13 protein-coding genes are annotated in these 17,928 nt (G+C 60.6%); 9 read left to right on the top strand and 4 right to left on the bottom strand.

Annotated elements, in window-relative coordinates; all coding sequences use genetic code 11:
• Positions 1–2 precede the first annotated feature (2 nt).
• The 3 genes from U5L73_RS00820 to U5L73_RS00810 all read left to right on the top strand — a co-directional run bounded on the left by U5L73_RS00820 (position 3) and on the right by U5L73_RS00810 (position 5,266).
• On the top strand, positions 3–1,541 hold the full coding sequence (locus U5L73_RS00820; RefSeq protein ID WP_322560585.1) for a methyl-accepting chemotaxis protein: 1,539 nt from the start codon (positions 3–5) through the stop codon (positions 1,539–1,541).
• Positions 1,542–1,706: 165 nt separating this feature from the next.
• Positions 1,707–3,491 carry a methyl-accepting chemotaxis protein gene (locus U5L73_RS00815; RefSeq protein WP_322560584.1) on the top strand — a complete coding sequence of 595 codons (1,785 nt, stop codon included), beginning with the start codon at positions 1,707–1,709 and terminating at the stop codon, positions 3,489–3,491.
• 200 nt (positions 3,492–3,691) lie between these two features.
• Entirely contained in the window at positions 3,692–5,266 is a 1,575-nt protein-coding gene (locus U5L73_RS00810; protein WP_322560583.1) for a methyl-accepting chemotaxis protein, read from the top strand.
• Positions 5,267–5,374: 108 nt separating this feature from the next.
• On the opposite strand, the gene tgt is transcribed toward U5L73_RS00810, so the two are convergent.
• A complete protein-coding gene (gene tgt, locus U5L73_RS00805) occupies positions 5,375–6,586 on the bottom strand; it encodes a tRNA guanosine(34) transglycosylase Tgt (protein WP_322560582.1) in 1,212 nt (403 codons plus the stop codon).
• A gap of 198 nt (positions 6,587–6,784) precedes the next feature.
• On the opposite strand from tgt, the gene U5L73_RS00800 reads away from it, so the two are divergent.
• Positions 6,785–9,025, top strand: a complete 2,241-nt coding sequence (locus U5L73_RS00800; RefSeq protein WP_322560581.1) for an esterase-like activity of phytase family protein — start codon at positions 6,785–6,787, stop codon at positions 9,023–9,025.
• A 33-nt stretch (positions 9,026–9,058) separates the two neighbouring features.
• On the opposite strand, the gene queA is transcribed toward U5L73_RS00800, so the two are convergent.
• Both queA and U5L73_RS00790 read right to left on the bottom strand, forming a co-directional pair.
• Positions 9,059–10,138 (bottom strand): tRNA preQ1(34) S-adenosylmethionine ribosyltransferase-isomerase QueA, encoded by a 1,080-nt coding sequence (gene queA, locus U5L73_RS00795; RefSeq protein WP_322560580.1) that lies wholly within the window; start codon positions 10,136–10,138, stop codon positions 9,059–9,061.
• Between the two features lie 248 nt (positions 10,139–10,386).
• On the bottom strand, positions 10,387–11,370 hold the full coding sequence (locus U5L73_RS00790) for a tripartite tricarboxylate transporter substrate binding protein (RefSeq protein WP_322560579.1): 984 nt from the start codon (positions 11,368–11,370) through the stop codon (positions 10,387–10,389).
• Between the two features lie 69 nt (positions 11,371–11,439).
• On the opposite strand from U5L73_RS00790, the gene recG reads away from it, so the two are divergent.
• From recG to ubiA, 5 genes are all read left to right on the top strand, one after another.
• Positions 11,440–13,650, top strand: coding sequence for an ATP-dependent DNA helicase RecG (recG, locus tag U5L73_RS00785; RefSeq protein ID WP_322560578.1), 2,211 nt, complete (start codon positions 11,440–11,442; stop codon positions 13,648–13,650).
• Between the two features lie 50 nt (positions 13,651–13,700).
• A complete protein-coding gene (locus tag U5L73_RS00780; RefSeq protein ID WP_322560577.1) occupies positions 13,701–14,642 on the top strand; it encodes a hypothetical protein in 942 nt (313 codons plus the stop codon).
• A gap of 35 nt (positions 14,643–14,677) precedes the next feature.
• Positions 14,678–15,556, top strand: a complete 879-nt coding sequence (locus U5L73_RS00775) for a DMT family transporter (RefSeq protein ID WP_322560576.1) — start codon at positions 14,678–14,680, stop codon at positions 15,554–15,556.
• A gap of 62 nt (positions 15,557–15,618) precedes the next feature.
• Entirely contained in the window at positions 15,619–16,590 is a 972-nt protein-coding gene (locus U5L73_RS00770; RefSeq protein WP_313881964.1) for a LysR substrate-binding domain-containing protein, read from the top strand.
• Positions 16,591–16,659: 69 nt separating this feature from the next.
• On the top strand, positions 16,660–17,517 hold the full coding sequence (ubiA, locus tag U5L73_RS00765; RefSeq protein ID WP_322560575.1) for a 4-hydroxybenzoate octaprenyltransferase: 858 nt from the start codon (positions 16,660–16,662) through the stop codon (positions 17,515–17,517).
• A 54-nt stretch (positions 17,518–17,571) separates the two neighbouring features.
• Here ubiA and U5L73_RS00760 read toward each other — a convergent pair whose 3' ends face one another.
• Entirely contained in the window at positions 17,572–17,889 is a 318-nt protein-coding gene (locus U5L73_RS00760) for a PsiF family protein (protein ID WP_322560574.1), read from the bottom strand.
• Positions 17,890–17,928: the final 39 nt, after the last annotated feature.

Below are 17,928 nucleotides of genomic sequence, written 5' to 3'. Positions count from 1 at the left end.
CGATGGGGAATTGGAAGATTGGTGCCCAGCTCTATGCAGGCTTCGGCGTTTTGCTGCTCTTGATGATGCTAGTGGTTGGCCTGGCGCTCAATCGCTTGGCTGCCTTGGAGGCGGCTGCCAAAGTCATTGCCGACAACGCCTTGCCCAGCGTGCAAGAGGCCAATCATCTCAACACCCTTATTTCGGACTTCCGGGTTCTTGAAATGCAGCACGCGCTCAGTACTGAAGACGGTGCCAAGCAAGATATTGAAAAACTCCTGGAGACAACACAGGCCAATATCAAAGCAGGTCGCGAGCGCTACGAGCCGCTCATCGTCTCCGACGAGGAAAAGCGCTTGTATGAGCAGTTTGTCAAATTTCGCGCGAATTATCTCGAACTTCACAAAGACGTCAAAGAGTACTCCCGCCGCAATGATGCCATCGGGGCAGCCATGCTGCTCGAAGCTGAGTCGAGAACCATGTTTGAACGCTCGAAAGCGACACTCCAACAAATGATCGACCTCAACCGAGAGGCATCGAACGCACAAGTCAGGGGCGCTGAGGCGACCTACACCGCGGCGCGCAACACCTTGGGCGCCGTTTTGTTGGCCGCCTTGGTTTTCGGGCTGTTGATTGCAGCGGGCATTACCCGTTCCATTGCCCTTCCCCTGGGACAGGCGCTCGTGACCGCTGAGAGTGTTGCGAGTGGGAATTTGAGCGAACGTATCGACAGTCGCAGCCACGACGAAGTGGGCCAGCTGTTGCACGCCATGCATCGCATGCAGGACAGCCTGGTTCACGTCGTGGCGCAGGTGCGCCAAGCGTCAGAGGGGGTGGCGACCGCCAGCTCCGAGATCGCGCAGGGTAACCACGACCTGAGCGCCCGCACCGAAAGCCAAGCCAGCGCCCTAGAAGAAACCGCAGCCAGCATGGAGGAGCTGAACTCGGCCGTCAAACAAAACGCTGACAACGCCCGTCAGGCCAATCAGTTGGCCATGACCGCCTCCAGCGTGGCAGTACAAGGCGGTGAAGTGGTGGGCCAAGTGGTGGACACCATGAAGGGCATCAACGAGGCCAGCCGCAAGATCAGCGACATCATCAGCGTCATTGACGGCATCGCCTTCCAGACCAACATCTTGGCCCTGAATGCGGCCGTAGAAGCGGCCCGCGCGGGTGAGCAAGGCCGGGGCTTTGCGGTGGTGGCGTCGGAAGTCCGGTCTTTGGCGGGGCGCTCTGCCGAAGCGGCCAAAGAGATCAAGATGCTCATCAACGCCAGCGTGGAGCGGTTAGAGCAAGGCACCATCTTGGTGGACAAAGCTGGAGAGACCATGACCGAAGTGGTCAGCAGCATCCGCCGGGTGACGGACATCATGGGCGAGATCAGCGCGGCCAGTAACGAGCAAAGCGCCGGGGTGAACCAGGTCGGTGAGGCGGTCACCCAGATGGACCAGGCCACGCAGCAAAACGCTGCTTTGGTGGAGCAAATGGCGGCGGCGGCCAGCAGCCTCAAGAGCCAGGCCAACGACTTGGTGCAGGTCGTGGCCGTGTTCAAGCTGCCATAAAGTGCAGCGCGCCTGCCCTGACAGCCCCCAGCATCGCACGATGGGCTCCTGGTGATCGAGTTTGTAGGTGGGTAAACGATCGGTATTTAGTCACCCTGAAGCCCGGTGGTTGTACTAACATGAATCCTGACAAATCGCGTGCTTGTTTTAATTCGAAAGAGGCCTATGAAGTTCAGTCAAATGCCAGTAGCAGTGCGCCTTGCGTGGGCGTTCGGGATCGTTTTGGTGGCTATGCTGCTATCCACGGTGTTCACACTCAACAATCTGTCCAACATTCATGGCGAGTTGGAGGAGATGCAGCTGGACAACAATGTGAAGATCCGGCTGGCAACGGAGATGTCGGAGTCCGTGCATGTGGTGTCGCGTTTGATGCGCAGCGTGATTTTGCTGACCGACCCGGCAGCCAAAACAGCGGAGCTTGCAAAAATCAATGCTGCACGCGAAAAATACGACAAAGCGTGGGACACGCTGCAAAAAATGCCGACCTCAGATGAGGGCCGACGCCTGCGCGACGCCATAGCCGATGCCAGGCAAAAGGCGAGGCGCCTGAACACCGAGACTCTGGAACTCGCCGACCGAGGGAAAACGGCTGAGGCCATCGATCTGCTGTTCAGATCCGCCAATCCCGCGACCACGCAATGGCAAGTTGCCCTGGAAGAGAATATAGCCTTGCAATACGCCAATAACCAAAGCCAGTTTGAGAACGCGCAGGCCTACTACGAGTCCTCGCGCAACACGCTCATTGCCGTGAACGGCGCGTGCGTACTGCTGGCAATTTTCTTGGGTTGGCGCGTTACCCGCTCGATCACTTCGCAATTGGGGACTGAGCCTGCAGTAGCTGCCCAACTCGCAAAAAGTGTAGCCAAGGGCGACCTGAGTGTGCACATTGATCTTAAACCGGGGGACACCAGCAGCATAATGGCGCAGCTAATGCACATGCGTGACAGCTTGGTGAAAGTCGTCACGAATGTGCGGCGAGGCTCCGAAGCGGTGTCCACCGCGAGTTCCGAGATCGCGCAGGGCAACCACGACCTGAGCGCCCGCACCGAAAGCCAAGCCAGCGCCCTCGAAGAAACCGCAGCCAGCATGGAGGAGTTGGGTTCCACCGTCAAACAAAACGCTGACAACGCTCGTCAAGCCAATCAGTTGGCCATGACCGCTTCCAGCGTGGCAGTGCAGGGCGGTGAAGCGGTGGGCCAGGTGGTGGACACCATGAAAGGCATCAACGAGGCCAGCCGCAAGATCGCTGACATCATCAGCGTCATCGACGGCATCGCCTTCCAGACCAACATTCTTGCCCTCAACGCCGCGGTGGAAGCCGCCCGTGCCGGCGAGCAAGGCCGAGGCTTTGCCGTGGTGGCCTCCGAAGTGCGCTCACTCGCGGGCCGCTCGGCCGAAGCAGCCAAAGAAATCAAAATGCTCATCAATGCCAACGTAGAGCGGGTGGAGCAAGGCACCGCCCTGGTGGACAGAGCTGGAAGCACCATGACAGAAGTGGTGAGCAGCATCCGGCGAGTGACAGACATCATGGGCGAAATTAGCGCAGCCAGTCGCGAGCAAAGCGCAGGAGTCAATCAGATCGGAGAAGCGGTCATTCAGATGGACCAAGCGACCCAGCAAAATGCCGCTTTAGTGGAGGAAATGGCGGCGGCGGCCAGCAGCCTCAAGAGCCAGGCTAGTGACTTGGTGCAGGTCGTGTCCGTGTTCAAGCTTCCGGCGGCCGACCAGGGTGCAAGCCATGCCCCCAAGCCAAAGGCCGCCGAAATTAAGAGCGCTAGCGTCTTGGGCTACAAACCCGCCTCCGCACGACCTGCTGCTAAACTCGCCATCGCATCAAGCAAACCATCTCCCAAGCCAGTAGCGGCGCCCACTGTGTTAGCGGTGGCAGCGCCCAAGACCAGGACCAAAGTCACGCCGGCCGGTGGGGATGACGATTGGGAGACTTTCTAAGAAGAATGTTTCGCACGCTGCTATGCGGGATGCGCGGCTATCTATGTTTGTGGGAGCGACCATGGCCAGCGCTGCCAGGGCACCCTGCAGCGGACAAAGAGTGCAACAGCGGGCGAGCGCTAGTGTGTGCGAGCGTTCGCGGTGTACAGATCCCCAAAAGGATAGAAGGTAAAAAACCAATCTCAAACCAGGAGCAGCCAATGCATGAAGTAACTACAGCACCCCGCCTATTTGAGAGTATCAAGGCAAAATTGATTCTGAGCTATGCGGTGCTTGCAAGCGCGGTTCTGGTTGTGGCGGGCCTGGCCGCCTATGAACTGCAAGCCGGCAGCCAAAAGTTCGAGCGCCAGGTGTTGGTGATCGCTGAACAAGATTCGTTACTGGTCAGTGTGCTTGATGCCGTGAACGCCCGAGCGGTTGCGGCTCGCAACATGGTGTTGTTGGACGCCCCTGATGCTTTGGTGGTAGAAAAAAAGAAGGTAGACACTTCTTTTGAGCGTATCAAAAGAGGTTTTGCGGGCCTCGATGCGCTGCTGGCTAACGACGGCTACGCAACCCCGGCCCTGCGCAAACAGGTGGACGAGATCAAGCAAATTGAAGCCAAGTATGCGGTGGTAGCCACTGACATTGTGAACAAAGCTATGGCGGGTGATCGCGAAAGCGCGTCTCGCCAGATCGTGGTTGATTGCCGGCCTTTGCTGATCGCGCTCGTTGCAGCATCTGAGAATGCCATTGCCACAGTTCGCGCCGTGGGAGCCAACGAGGTGAAGGCTGCAACCGCACTCGGGTACGCCCAGCAATTGGAGCTTTTGGTCGTCAGTGCGGTAGCGGTGCTGCTTGCGGTGGGGCTTTCAGTCTTGATGGTTCGTAAAATTATTAAGCCAATTGCCGGTGCGGTGCGCGTTGCGCAGTCTGTGGCCTCGGGGGACCTGAGTTCGCGGATTGAAGTTCGCAGCCAAGACGAGATTGGGCAGTTATTGCGCGCCCTACGCAGCATGCAAGAGGGCTTAGCCCAGGTGGTGAGCTCCGTTCGCAGTGGCTCTGAAGCGGTTTCCAACGCCAGCGCCGAAATCGCGCAAGGCAACCACGACCTCTCTGCCCGTACCGAGAGCCAAGCCAGCGCTCTAGAGCAAACCGCCGCCAGCATGGAAGAACTCAATTCGACCGTGCAGCAAAACGCCGAGAACGCGCGCCAGGCGAACCAACTGGCCATGAGCGCCTCTACTTTTGCGGCGCATGGTGGTGAGGTGGTGGGCCAAGTTGTTGAAACCATGAAGGGTATCAACGAGGCGTCCCGCAAGATCAGCGACATCATCAGCGTCATCGACGGCATCGCATTCCAGACCAACATCCTGGCGCTGAACGCCGCAGTGGAAGCCGCCCGCGCAGGCGAACAAGGCCGGGGCTTTGCCGTAGTTGCTAGCGAAGTACGCAGCTTGGCCGGACGCAGTGCAGAAGCCGCCAAAGAAATCAAAACCCTTATCAACGCCAGCGTAGAGCGGGTAGAGCAAGGCACCGCACTGGTAGACAAAGCGGGGGAGACCATGACCGAAGTAGTCAGCAGCATCCGGCGGGCGACCGACATCATGGGCGAGATCAGCGCGGCCAGCGGCGAACAAAGTGCAGGCGTCAACCAAGTGGGCGAAGCCATCACGCAGATGGATCAAGTGACACAGCAAAACGCTGCACTGGTGGAAGAGATTGCAGCAGCGGCTAGCAGCCTCAAGAGCCAGGCAGGCGACTTGGTGCAAACGGTGGCTGTGTTCAAGCTGTGAACAAAAAGCGGACCTGGCCCCTTTGGATATTGTGCGACTAGCTATAAATTCAATAGCAAATAAAACGGGGCCAAAGGGCTCCTTTGTTGTGTAGGCTGGGGTTTAGGCCTACACCCCACGTGCGCGGTCTGCATGGAACTGCTGCACATAAGCGCCAAAGCGGCCGGCGTCTAGCGCGTCGCGCACTTCTTGCATCAGATTCAGGTAGTAATGCAGGTTGTGCACGCTGGCCAGCATCGGGCCGAGCATCTCACCGCAGCGGTCGAGGTGGTGCAGGTAGGCGCGGCTGAAGCCTTCGCGTCCGCCGTCCGCCGAGCTCACACCACTCGAGCCGGCACAGGCGTAGCAGGTGCAGGTCACGTCGAGCGGCTGCTCGTCGCTCTTGTGGCGCGCATTGCGGATCTTTAAGTCGCCGTAGCGGCTGAACAGCGTGCCGTTGCGCGCATTGCGGGTGGGCATCACGCAGTCGAACATGTCAATGCCGTTTTGCACGCCGGCAATCAGGTCTTCCGGTGTGCCCACGCCCATCAGGTAGTGCGGCTTGTGCTTGGGCAGCTTGGGGCCGATGTGCTTCAGGATGCGCATCATGTCCTCTTTGGGCTCGCCCACCGACAAACCGCCGACCGCGATGCCGGGGAAGTCCAGGGCTTCAAGCCCGGCCAGCGACTCGTCACGCAGGTGCTCAAACATGCCACCTTGCACGATGCCGAAGAGTGCATTGGGGTTGTTCAGGCGGGCGAACTCGTCCCGGCAGCGTTTGGCCCAGCGCAGGCTCAGTTCCATAGAGCTACGGGCTTCGCGCTCAGTGGTGATCTGGCCTTTAGTCTTGGTCTCTACCGACAGATAAGGGGTGCACTCGTCGAACTGCATCACGATGTCAGAGTTCAGCGTGGTCTGGATCTGCATGCTGATTTCGGGTGTCAAGAACAGCTTGTCGCCGTTGACAGGGCTGGCGAATTTCACGCCTTCTTCCGAAATCTTGCGCATTTCGCCCAGGCTCCAGACCTGAAAGCCGCCCGAGTCGGTGAGGATGGGCTTGTCCCACTTTTCGAACTGGTGCAAGCCACCGAACTTTTCGACCACGTCCAAGCCCGGGCGCATCCACAGGTGGAAGGTGTTGCCCAAGATGATCTGGGCGTTCATGTCGTGCAGGCTGCGCGGCATCACGCCTTTGACAGTGCCGTAGGTGCCCACAGGCATAAAGATAGGGGTTTCGACCACGCCATGGTTCAGTGTGAGGCGCCCGCGGCGAGCGTGGCTGCCCAAGTAGGCGCCATCGTCGGTGGCGGGGTCGTTGTTCAAAAGTTCAAATTTCAGCATGCCTCTATTGTCCGCGAAGCGCCCGCAGCGGCGCGAAGCGCGGAGTGGTCGGACGTCGCAAGCGGTGACTTGGGGGTGACCCATAGGACACGGATGTGTCACCGTTTCGTCATATCCGCGGCTTCCAATCAGCGGTCTTGGCGCGAAAGCCTCCGCAAGGTGTGGCTGTGCGCTCCCTCGCCACCGTTAGGAAAATCCATGCGTTTGCATTCCCTGTATGCGTCATTGGCGCTCAGTTTCTTGTGCGTCGCTGCCGCGCACGCTGCACAACCCCAGCAGCCACCCAAGGCTACGGCCAGTGGCCCTTACTTCAACCGCGTTGCTACTTTTGAGGCGCACCGCAATGTGCCTGTTGGGCGCAACGTCAGCAAAAAGTCGGTGGCGGAGATCGTCGCAGTCAGCGCAGATGGCATGACGCTCGCCTACACCGATGGCGAGCAAATGGGTATTGGCCTGATCGACATTCGCAATCCGGCGCAGCCCAAGCCAGCAGGTTTCTTGGCCGTAGAGGGCGAGCCCACCTCGGTGGTGATTGCCCAAGGCAAAGTGTTGGTAGCCGTCAACTCCACCAAAGACTTCACCCAACCCACCGGCCATCTGGCAGTGTTTGACCTGGCCAGCCGCAAGGCTCAAGGGACCTGCCCCTTGTTTGGCCAGCCCGATTCGATTGCCCTGGACAAGGGCGGGCGCCACGCGGTCATCGTGATGGAAAACGAGCGCGACGAAAAGCTCAACAAAGGCGCGATCCCCCAGCTACCGGGTGGCAACCTCACCATCATCCCTTTAAGCGCGACAGGCATGCCCGATTGCACCCGCGCGCACCCCGTGGCCTTGAACGGCTTGGCCGAGATTGCCCCGGGCGACGCTGAGCCCGAGTTGGTCAAGGTCAACGCCCAAGGCATCGCGGTGGTGACCCTGCAAGAAAACAACCATATCGTGTTGGTCGACGTGGCCAAACGCCAGGTCATCAAGCATTTCTCCGCCGGTGCGGTGGACTTGAAAGAGATTGATCGCACCCGCGACGGCATCATCAACCCCAGCGAGTCCGCCAAGGGCTTGCTGCGTGAGCCCGATGCCGTAGCCTGGCTGGACAACACACGCTTTGTGACCGCCAACGAGGGCGACTACAAAGGCGGCTCACGCAGCATCTCTATCTTCAACACCGATGGCAAAGTGGAGTGGGACAGCGGCAACTTCCTGGACCATGAGGCGATGCGCCTGGGCCATTACCCCGAGAGCCGCTCCGCTGCCAAAGGCAACGAGCCTGAGGGCGTCGAGGTCGGCGTGTTTGGCAAAGACACCTTGATCTTTGTAGGCTCCGAACGCTCTTCGCTGGTCACCGTGTGGCGGGACCGGGGTGCAGGCAAAGCGCCTGAATACCTGCAGGCTTTGCCCGCCGGCAGTGGCCCTGAAGGGCTGACTGCGATCCCGCAGCGCGGCTTGTTGGTGGTCGCCAGTGAAAACGATGGTGCCGCCCGTTCCAGTGTGATGATTTACCAGCAAGGCGTGGATGTGCCTGCGTACCCTACGCTCATGTCCAGCGACTCGCCCGCTGGCCCGCCCATTCCTTGGGGTGCGATCTCCGGCACCACCGCAGACCGCAAGCAACCAGGGCGCCTGTTCGCCGTGACCGACAGCGTCTACGCCACCACCCGCATTCTGGAAATCGACACGAATTTCACGTCCGCACTGATCACGAACGCGATGACCATCACCAAAGACGGCAAGCCCGTGGGCTACGACGGCGAGGGTATTGCCCAGCGCGCGGATGGCGGCTTCTGGGTAGCCTCGGAAGGTGACCCTGACAAGAAGCCTGCGCCCTTGCGCAACCTGCTATTGCGCCTGAACGCCAAGGCCGAAGTGCAAGAAGAAATCGAGTTGCCCGAGGCACTGGCCCGCCATGCCACCCGTTTTGGTTTCGAAGGCGTGACGGTTACCGGCGCCGGCGACCAGGAAGTGGTGTGGCTGGCTGTGCAGCGCGAGTGGAAGGACGACCCCAAGGGCTTCACCAAAATCTTGCGCTACACCCCTGCCACCAAAACCTGGGGCGTACTGCATTACCCATTGGAAGCCACCAAGGCCGAAGGCGGCTGGGTCGGCCTGTCAGAAATCACGGCGGTCGGCCCTGACACCTTTGTCGTGATCGAGCGAGACAACCAGTTTGGTGATTCCGCTCTAAAAACACTGCACACTTTCTCGGTGGCTGGCCTGACTGCAGCAGCTCCCGGAGATGCGAAAGTGCCGGTCGTGACCAAGCGCCTGCTGCGCAACCTAGTGCCCGACCTGCAAAAGCCCCACGGCTATGTCTTGGACAAGGTGGAGAGTTTTGCGGTGGACAGCGCGGGCCAAGCCTTTGCGATTACCGACAACGACGGTGTGGATGGCTCCAACGGCGAGACGCAGTTTATGCGCCTCGGTGTATTACCAAGCCTGCGCTGATCGGCCACCCGCGCCCAATTGGCGCGTGGGTGCTTACCTCCGCTTCAGCAGCATGGAGTCGCCGTAGCTGAAGAAGCGGTAGCCGCGCGCAATCGCGTCGCGGTACAGGCTCATCACATGGTCGTAGCCGGTGAAGGCGCTGACCAGCATCATCAGGCTGCTCTTGGGTAGGTGGAAGTTGGTGACCAGCACATCGACCAGCTTGAACTCAAAGCCGGGGGTGATGAAGATGTTGGTGTCGCCACTGGCGATGCCTGTCTTGGCCCAGCTCTCCAGCGTGCGTACGCTGGTGGTGCCCACTGCCACGATGCGCCCGCCACGTGCCTTGCCGGCGGCTATGGCTTCTTGTGTTTCAGTGGGCACGTTGTACCACTCGCTGTGCATCTGGTGTTCGGCAATGTTCTCGGTTTTGACTGGCTGGAAGGTGCCTGCGCCTACGTGCAGCGTTACATGCGCGCGGTGTACGCCCATGGCATCGAGCTGTGCAAATACACCTTCGTCAAAATGCAAGGCGGCTGTCGGTGCGGCGACCGCGCCGGGGTTTTTGGCAAACACCGTCTGGTAGCGCTGCACATCCTCCGGTGAGTCGCTGTGGGTGATGTAGGGCGGCAGGGGCACATGGCCGTGTCGCTCCATCAGGGTGTAGGGGTCATCACCTTTGTCGTTGCTCAGCACAAAGCGGTAAATCGGCCCGTCCACATTCGGCCAGCGGCCCAGCAGGGTGGCGCAGAGGCCGTCTTCCTGGCCGGGGGCACAGATCATCTTGATGGTAGCGCCCACCTCGGGCTTTTTGCTGACCCGCATGTGGGCTGCCACCTGGTTGCCGCCCAGCACGCGTTCAATCAGCAGTTCCACTTTGCCGCCGGTCGTTTTTTCGCCGAAGAGGCGGGCGTTGATGACCTTGGTGTCGTTGAACACCAGCAAGTCACCTGCACGCAGCAGGCCGGGCAGGTCCTTGAAGATGCGGTCTACCGAGGTGTCACCCGTGCCGTCCAGCAATCGGGAGCCACTGCGTTCTGTAGCGGGGTGTTGGGCAATCAGCGCTTCGGGGAGTTCAAAGTCGAAGTCGCTAAGGGCGAAGATGCGTTGTGCGTCAGAAGTTAGCAGAGACATGGTGCTTGAGGGCCGGACAGGCCCGTTCCAAGGTTGAGAGCCCATTATTTTCCCACAGCCACCATGCCAAACCTCGCCCGCAGAATAGCGAGCGGCGTGCATATGGAGATGCCCTCACAGCAGCCCCTCCTTATCGGACTCGATCCCGCAGTGGAGCCGTCTTGAAAGTCTGGAGTGGCCATTTCCATGCCTTGATATTGGCAAGAAAAGGCCAAGCTCTAGCCAAAGCGCAGGCAGTCGCTACCGGTCTATTCGATCTTGGCGCCGGAGGCTTGCACGATGCCCTTCCATTTGGCGTAGTCGGATTTGAGCAGGTTGCTGAACTGCTCTTGCTTCATGGCTTGGGGCTCTGCGCCTTGTGCGTGTATGGCCGCCTTGATGTCCGGGTTGGCGAGCAACTCGTTCACTTTGCTGTTCATCAGCGTCACCACATTGGCGGGCGTGCCGGCGGGCATGAAGAGGCCGTACCAAGTGCTCACATCAAAGTCCTTGTAGCCGGACTTGGCCAGGGTGGGCACATCGGGCAATGAAGTGCTGCGGGCGGCGGAGGTGACTGCCAGTGCGCGCAGTTTGCCGGCCTTGATCTGGGCAATGGCCGAGGGCACGGATGACACCAACAAGTCCACATTCCCGGCCAGTGCGTCCATTAGCGCGGGATTGGAGCCTTTGTAGGGAATGTGGCGGATATCGACCTTGGCAGCCTTTTCGAACAAGTTGCCAGCGAGGTGAATAGTGGTGCCGTTACCGGGCGAGCCGTAGGTAATGGTGTCGGGCGCTGCTTTGGCAGCGGCGACCACGTCCGCCAACGTCTTGAACTTGGAGTTGGCGGCGGTGGCAATCACCACCGGCGTATAGGCCACGTGGGCCACGGGCACCAGGTCTTTGGTCGGGTCCCAGGGCAGATTGCCGTAGAGCCAGGGGGCCACGACCAGGTTGTCTTTCTGGCCCATAACCATGTCATACCCTGTGGGTGCCGCCTTGATGGCCTCAGCAATGCCGATGGTGCCGCCGGCGCCGGCCTTGTTGTCAGGCACCACGGTCCACTGGAAGTTTTCGGTCAGTTTATTGGCGACCAGGCGGGACAGGATGTCGGTGCCGCCTCCAGGCGGGAAGGGAATAACCAAGCGGATGGGCTTGGACGGGTAGGCCGCGGTTTGGGCGTAAGTGGGGGCGCTGACAGCGCTGCCCAGCAGGGTGGCCACGACGGCCAGTGGTGCAATCCATTGTTTCATGTGTACTCCTCGGACGATGAGCCTGCGCTGGCAGGCAAACACCCCAGTGTAGTGCGGCACAATGCGCCCATGCCTGAAGCCAAGCCCAAAACCGAGTCGCAAAAAGCCCTCGAAAAGCTGGGCTTGCGCCGGGATATCGACCTCGCCTTGCACCTGCCCCTGCGTTACGAGGACGAAACCCGCATCGTCAAACTCAGCGATGTTCGCGACAGCTACCCGGTCCAGATTGAGGCCACGGTCACGCACCAAGAGGTGACGTACCGGCCGCGCCGCCAGCTCATCGTGACGGTGGATGACGGCACCGACACCTGCACCCTGCGTTTCTTCAGTTTCTACGGCTCGCAGCAAAAGGCGCTCGCGGTGGGCAACAAGGTGCGGGTGCGCGGCGAAGTGAAGGGCGGCTTTCTGGGGCGCACCATGTTGCACCCCAGCTTCAAGGCCGCCGGGGGGGATTTGCCGACCGCGCTCACACCGGTGTACCCCACGGTGGCGGGTTTGCCCCAGGCCTACCTGCGCAAAGCCGTGCTCTCCGGCTTGGCGCGCGCGGATTTGAGCGACACCTTTGCCCCCGGGGACTTGGAGTGGCTGCAGCATCGCCAGCATCAAAACCACCAGCAGCCCTTGTGGACACTGCGCGACGCGCTACAGTTTTTGCATCACCCCACGCCGGATGTGTCCATTGACACCCTGATGGACCACAGCCACCCCGCTTGGCAACGCCTCAAGGCCGAGGAGCTGTTGGCCCAGCAACTCAGCCAGCTGCAAAGCCGGCGCGAGCGGGCGGCGCTCAAGGCCCCGCAGCTGCAGGCGGTGGAGGGCGGTACGCTGCACGCCCGCCTGCTGGCGGCATTGCCCTTTGGCCTGACGAATGCGCAACAACGCGTGGGCGAAGAAATTGCCAAGGACATGGCACGCCGCATCCCCATGCACCGTTTGCTGCAAGGCGATGTGGGTGCCGGCAAAACGGTGGTCGCCGCCTTGGCCGCAGCTATTTGTATGGACGCGGGCTGGCAGTGCGCACTGATGGCTCCTACAGAAATCTTGGCGGAGCAGCACTTCCGCAAACTGCTGGGCTGGCTGGAGCCCTTGGGCATCACTACCGCCTGGCTCACCGGCACCCAAAAGGCCAAAGAGCGCAGGGCCATGCTGGCCTTGATCGAAAGTGGTGAAGCCCAGCTGGTGGTGGGCACCCACGCCATCATCCAGGACAAGGTGAAGTTCAAGAACCTAGCCCTGGCCATCATCGATGAGCAGCACCGCTTCGGCGTGGCGCAACGCCTGGCCCTGCGCAAAAAGATGACGGTGAGCGAGGCGGAATTGGATGCCAGCCAAGGGCACCACGGAACCGGCTCTGCCGGGCCGCAGGGTGCCGCCCCCTTGAGGGGGGAGGCGGCTACACGCAGTGAGCAAGCAACGGGGGTTGAACCTCACTTGCTGATGATGACGGCGACGCCCATCCCGCGCACGCTGGCGATGAGCTACTACGCGGACCTCGATGTCTCCACCCTGGACGAACTGCCGCCGGGGCGTACCCCGATCGTGACCAAGGTGGTGAACGATGCGCGGCGCGACGAGGTGATTGAGCGCATCCGCGCCCAGATCAGCCAGGGCCGGCAGGTCTACTGGGTGTGCCCGCTGATCGAGGAGAGCGAGGCGCTGGACCTGACCAATGCCACCCAGACCCACGCCGATCTGGCCGAGGCTCTTCAGGGTGCCACCCGTGCCGATGGCCAACCGGTGCTGATAGGGCTGCTGCACTCGCGCATGCATGTGGATGACAAAAAGGCCGTCATGGGTGCCTTCACCGCGGGGCTGATGTCGCTGCTGGTGAGCACGACGGTCATTGAAGTGGGTGTGGATGTACCCAATGCCTCGCTGATGGTGATTGAACATGCCGAGCGTTTCGGCCTCAGCCAGTTGCACCAGTTGCGCGGGCGCGTCGGACGGGGCGCTGCGGCATCGGCTTGTGTGCTGCTGTACTCCACCGGCGATGCGCCGCGGCTGGGCGAGGCAGCCAGGGAGCGGTTGAAGGCCATGGCCGAGACCAACGACGGGTTTGAGATCGCCCGCCGCGACCTGGAGATCCGCGGCCCCGGTGAGTTTTTGGGCGCCCGGCAGAGCGGCGAGGCCATGCTGCGGTTTGCTGATCTCTCGGTCGATGTGGATTTGTTGGAGTGGGCCAAGGCCGAGGCGCCCATGCTGCTCGACACCTATCCCCATCTTGCGGCCAAGCACGTGGCCCGCTGGTTGGGTGGCAAGGCTGAGTTTCTCAAGGCCTGATCGGGCTTTGCGTCATCGTGGCCCGTTAACATCGCTGCATGAGTGGACAAATGGATTGGATCTTGTGGAGTGTGGGGGCGATCTTCGTGCTGTCGATCGCGGCTTACCTCTATGCCGAGTTACAGGCCTTTTGGATGCGCACCGCGGTCACCAAAATCCCCGGAGGCCAGCGCTTCGAGGCCCATGAGTTCAGCGTCGACATGCTGCGTCGGGCGGGCAAGATACGGGTCAAGGCGCGCAAAGCCACCTACCACCAGAAGGCACGCGAAGGCCAGGCTGAGATGGAAAAACAGGGCGCGCTGGATGTGACCTTTGATGCGCTGGGCCTGCGCATCGAACTCTCCCGTATGGTGCGCACCCTTAGCAACCCCAAGTCGGGTCAGGAAGCGACCGAGCCCTCCGGCTGGCACAGCCTGGCATTTCTGGCAACCGAAGAGGATGCTGAGCTGCGCCTGGCGCCCTTGCCGAGCAAGGTTGCGGACGAATTCGTCACCTTTGCCAAGCAAATCCAGCTCTGGGTAGAGCGCCTCGAGCATCAGCGCCAAGCGCGACTGGATGCGGAAGAGGCCGCCAAGCGCGAGGCCGAGGAGGCGGCTGCGGCCAAGGCAGCACTCAAGGCCAAGGGCAAGGTCAATGCCATGACCCCCGACGAGCAAATTGCCCAATGGCGGCGTGTGGCGGGCTTTACCGGGACCACCAGTGAAGTGGGTCTGGACGGCAAGGGCGGGATCGAGTGGTTTATTGACCTCGACGCGACAGGCCGCATCACCTTGCACTCGGGTAAGCAGACGGCGCACACGACGCTGCGGGGTGCCACCGTAACCTCTTTGGGCGGTGAGCTTGAAATCAATGTGCTGGACGTCGAGGGGCATCCCGATCCCCATTCCTTCCGGGTGCTCAAAAACACGCCGCCCGATGTACGCCGCGCCTGGAAAGAGCGGATGGAAATTCTGCGCGACAGCCTCAAAAAAATGGTGCCCGCCACGACCTGATGTCGGTGGGCTGATCGCACACTATGGTTCAAACAATGGTTAGGCGCTGGCAAGCGCTGCAGGGCAATACCCGTGGGGTGTTGCTGGTCATCATGGCGATGTTGTGCTGGTCTGTCCTGGACGCCTGCAACAAGCAACTCATGGCCCAAGGGCTGGTGCCCAAGCAGGTGTTGTTTTTGCAAGCGTCCATCGTCTTGTGCATGCTGATGCCGGTGTGGGTGGCGACAAAGGGGCGAGTCGTGCGCACCAGCAAACCCCTGATTCATGTGCTGCGGGCGGGCTTCATCGTCACGTCGGCTTGGTGCGCGGCCTACGCGGTCTCGCATTTGCCGCTGGCGGAGGCGAGTGCCTTTTTAATGACCGGCTCTCTCTTTATGTTGCCTTTGGGGGTGTTCTTTTTGGGGGAGAAGCCGCATTGGCTGCGCTGGACTGGCGTGGCGGTGGGCTTCGGCGGGGTGCTGGTGATTTTGCAGCCGGGTGGGGGTGCCTTTCATCCGGCGGCATTGGTGGCTTTGCTGGGGGCGCTGATGGAGTCGATGCTGGGCATCGTCTTGAAAAAATACTCGGGCACCGAGCACCCGATCGCGGTGCTGACTTGGAGCCAGGTGGCGTGTTGGCTCACCTTTGGGCTCTTTACCGGCTTTGCACTCCCCATAGTGCCTGCAAATTTGTGGCCCTTGTTGCCGGTGGTGGGCATGGCTGCGGCGGGGATTTACCTCGGCTATTTTTTCGCCTACCGGGCGGGCGATGCGTCGGCGGTGGAGGCGGGTAGTTTTTCTTTGCTGTTGTTCAGCCCGGCGCTGGGCGCGATGTTTTTTGCAGAGACGCCGGACGCCGCGTTTTGGAGCGGCGCGGGTCTCTTGGTCTGCGGTATTGCGTTGGTCATCATCGAACCCAAGGGCCATGCGCATTGAGGGGCGGCATTGATTCAGACTATCGACCGTGGCATCATGGTTGACGATTAGGAGCCGACGGTATGACGCTGACAGAACTGAAATACATTGTGGCGGTGGCCCGTGAGCGCCATTTCGGCAAGGCAGCGGACGCCTGCTTTGTCTCCCAGCCAACGCTCTCCGTAGCGGTCAAAAAGCTCGAAGAGGAGCTGGACTGCAAGCTGTTTGAGCGCAGTGCCAATGAGGTGACGGTGACCCCGCTGGGCGAAGAAATTGTCCGGCAGGCCCAGAGTGTGCTGGAGCAGGCCGCCAACATCAAAGACATCGCCAAACGTGGCAAAGACCCCTTGGCTGGCCCCCTCAAATTGGGGGTGATTTACACGATTGCGCCTTACCTGCTGCCGGCTTTGGTGCGGCAAGTCATCACCAAGAGCCCCCAAATGCCGCTGGTGCTACAGGAGAACTTCACGGTGAAGCTGCTCGAGATGCTACGCACCGGAGAGATCGACTGCGCCATTCTGGCCGAGCCTTTTCCTGACACCGGCTTGGCGTTGGCGCCGCTGTATGACGAGCCTTTCTATGCGGCGGTACCGGCTGGGCATGCACTGGCGAAGCAAAGCTCGGTCACGGCGGAGCAACTCAAAAGCGAAACCATGCTGCTGCTGGGCAATGGCCATTGCTTTCGCGACCACGTGCTGGAGGTGTGCCCTGAATTCGCCAGGTTCTCGAGCGATGCGGAGGGTATCCGCAAGAGTTTTGAAGGCTCGTCGCTGGAGACCATCAAGCACATGGTGGCTGCCGGCATGGGGATGACACTGGTGCCCCGCCTGAGTGTGCCCAAAGAGGCGCTGGAGCCCAAAAAGCGCGGTGCAGAGCCCGGGTTCGTTAAATACCTGCCGGTCCTCGATGCCAAGCCCGATGGCAGCCCGTTGCCGCCCCCCATGCGCCGCGTGGTGTTGGCCTGGCGGCGCAGCTTTACCCGGTACGAGGCTATCGCCGCTCTGCGCAATGCCATCTACAGTTGTGAGCTGCCGGGTGTGACTCGGTTGTCATAATTTTTAATAAAAATCAACGCTAGCCCGCGCATGATGTGCGCGAGTAGCTATAAATTTAATAGTAAATAAGTGCGCGCAAAACTCTCTCTTTATCTCGACCTGATCCGTTGGAACCGGCCTGCCGGATGGCTGCTTCTCTTGTGGCCCACCTTGTCTGCCCTGTGGTTGGCCCAAGGCGGGTTTCCGGGCTGGCATTTAGTGGTGGTGTTCACCTTGGGCACGATCTTGATGCGCAGCGCCGGCTGCTGCGTGAACGACGTGGCAGACCGGGAGTTTGACAAGCACGTCAAGCGCACCGCCCAGCGCCCGGTGACCAGTGGCCGTATTTCGAGCCGCGAGGCTTTGGCCGTCGGTGGCGTGCTGGCTCTCGCCGCTTTCGGCTTGGTGCTGACGACCAATTCCGTCACGATTGCGTGGTCCTTCGCCGCGCTGGCGGTGGCCTTGGTCTACCCCTATGCCAAGCGTTATGTCTCGATGCCGCAGGCGGTGCTGGGCGTGGCGTTTAGCTTTGGCATACCCATGGCGTATGCGGCCGTAAGGGGCGACATTCCATGGCAGGCTTGGGCGCTGTTGGTGGGGAATCTGTTTTGGGTGCTGGCCTATGACACCGAATACGCCATGGTGGACCGGGACGATGACCTGCATATTGGTATGAAAACCTCTGCCATCACGCTGGGGCACTGGGATGTGCCCGCCGTCATGGCGTTTTACGTGGCCTACCTGGCCCTCTGGTCGTGGTTGGTGTTGCCTGAGCTGGGCGCTGAGTGGGGGTGGTGGCTGGGTGTTGCCGGGGCCGCGGTGCAAGTGGTTTGGCATGGCACGCTGATCCGCGACCGATCACGGGAAGGCTGTTTCAAAGCCTTCCGTTTGAACCACTGGGTAGGCTTTTCAGTGTTTGTGGGCGTTTTGCTCAGCGTCGGGCTGTAAAAAAGGCCCGGGCAGTGATGCCGCCGGGCCTTGGGTGCAGCGATGCGGGGTGGCTTACTTGGCGCTCAGGCACTCGCTCATGAACTTCTTGCGGTCATCGCCCTTCAGGTCTTTGGTCTTGGCGTCTGCATTGCAGGTCTTCATTTTGTTTTGCTGCGCGGATTTGCCACCTTCAGCCATGGCTGGTTTGGCGCTTAAGCAGTCCTTCATGAAGGCTTTGCGCTCATCGCCCTTGAGGTCTTTGGTCTTGGCATCGGCATTGCAGGTCTTCATCTTGCCTTGCTGGGCTGTTGGAGCTTTTTCGTCCGCAGCATGCGCGCCGCCTACGGCCAGAGCCAAACCCAAAGCGATATAAGAAATCAGTTGCTTCATATGGTGTCCCTTAAAAAGGCAGCGCGGCTGCCGTTGCAG

The sequence above is a fragment of the Rhodoferax sp. genome, from assembly GCF_034520025.1.
Lineage (GTDB): Bacteria > Pseudomonadota > Gammaproteobacteria > Burkholderiales > Burkholderiaceae_C > Allorhodoferax.
This window is presented reverse-complemented; position numbering and strand designations above follow the sequence as displayed.

What these genes read in the sequence shown, in the direction of transcription:
- U5L73_RS00800 (WP_322560581.1), top strand. Translation starts at nt 6,785, where the DNA reads ATGCGTTTGCATTCCCTGTATGCGTCATTGGCGCTCAGTTTCTTGTGC.
- U5L73_RS00790 (WP_322560579.1), bottom strand. Translation starts at nt 11,370, where the DNA reads ATGAAACAATGGATTGCACCACTGGCCGTCGTGGCCACCCTGCTGGGC.
- U5L73_RS00815 (WP_322560584.1), top strand. Translation starts at nt 1,707, where the DNA reads ATGAAGTTCAGTCAAATGCCAGTAGCAGTGCGCCTTGCGTGGGCGTTC.
- recG (WP_322560578.1), top strand. Translation starts at nt 11,440, where the DNA reads ATGCCTGAAGCCAAGCCCAAAACCGAGTCGCAAAAAGCCCTCGAAAAG.
- U5L73_RS00810 (WP_322560583.1), top strand. Translation starts at nt 3,692, where the DNA reads ATGCATGAAGTAACTACAGCACCCCGCCTATTTGAGAGTATCAAGGCA.
- tgt (WP_322560582.1), bottom strand. Translation starts at nt 6,586, where the DNA reads ATGCTGAAATTTGAACTTTTGAACAACGACCCCGCCACCGACGATGGC.
- queA (WP_322560580.1), bottom strand. Translation starts at nt 10,138, where the DNA reads ATGTCTCTGCTAACTTCTGACGCACAACGCATCTTCGCCCTTAGCGAC.
- U5L73_RS00775 (WP_322560576.1), top strand. Translation starts at nt 14,678, where the DNA reads ATGGTTAGGCGCTGGCAAGCGCTGCAGGGCAATACCCGTGGGGTGTTG.
- U5L73_RS00780 (WP_322560577.1), top strand. Translation starts at nt 13,701, where the DNA reads ATGGATTGGATCTTGTGGAGTGTGGGGGCGATCTTCGTGCTGTCGATC.
- U5L73_RS00770 (WP_313881964.1), top strand. Translation starts at nt 15,619, where the DNA reads ATGACGCTGACAGAACTGAAATACATTGTGGCGGTGGCCCGTGAGCGC.
- U5L73_RS00760 (WP_322560574.1), bottom strand. Translation starts at nt 17,889, where the DNA reads ATGAAGCAACTGATTTCTTATATCGCTTTGGGTTTGGCTCTGGCCGTA.
- U5L73_RS00820 (WP_322560585.1), top strand. Translation starts at nt 3, where the DNA reads ATGGGGAATTGGAAGATTGGTGCCCAGCTCTATGCAGGCTTCGGCGTT.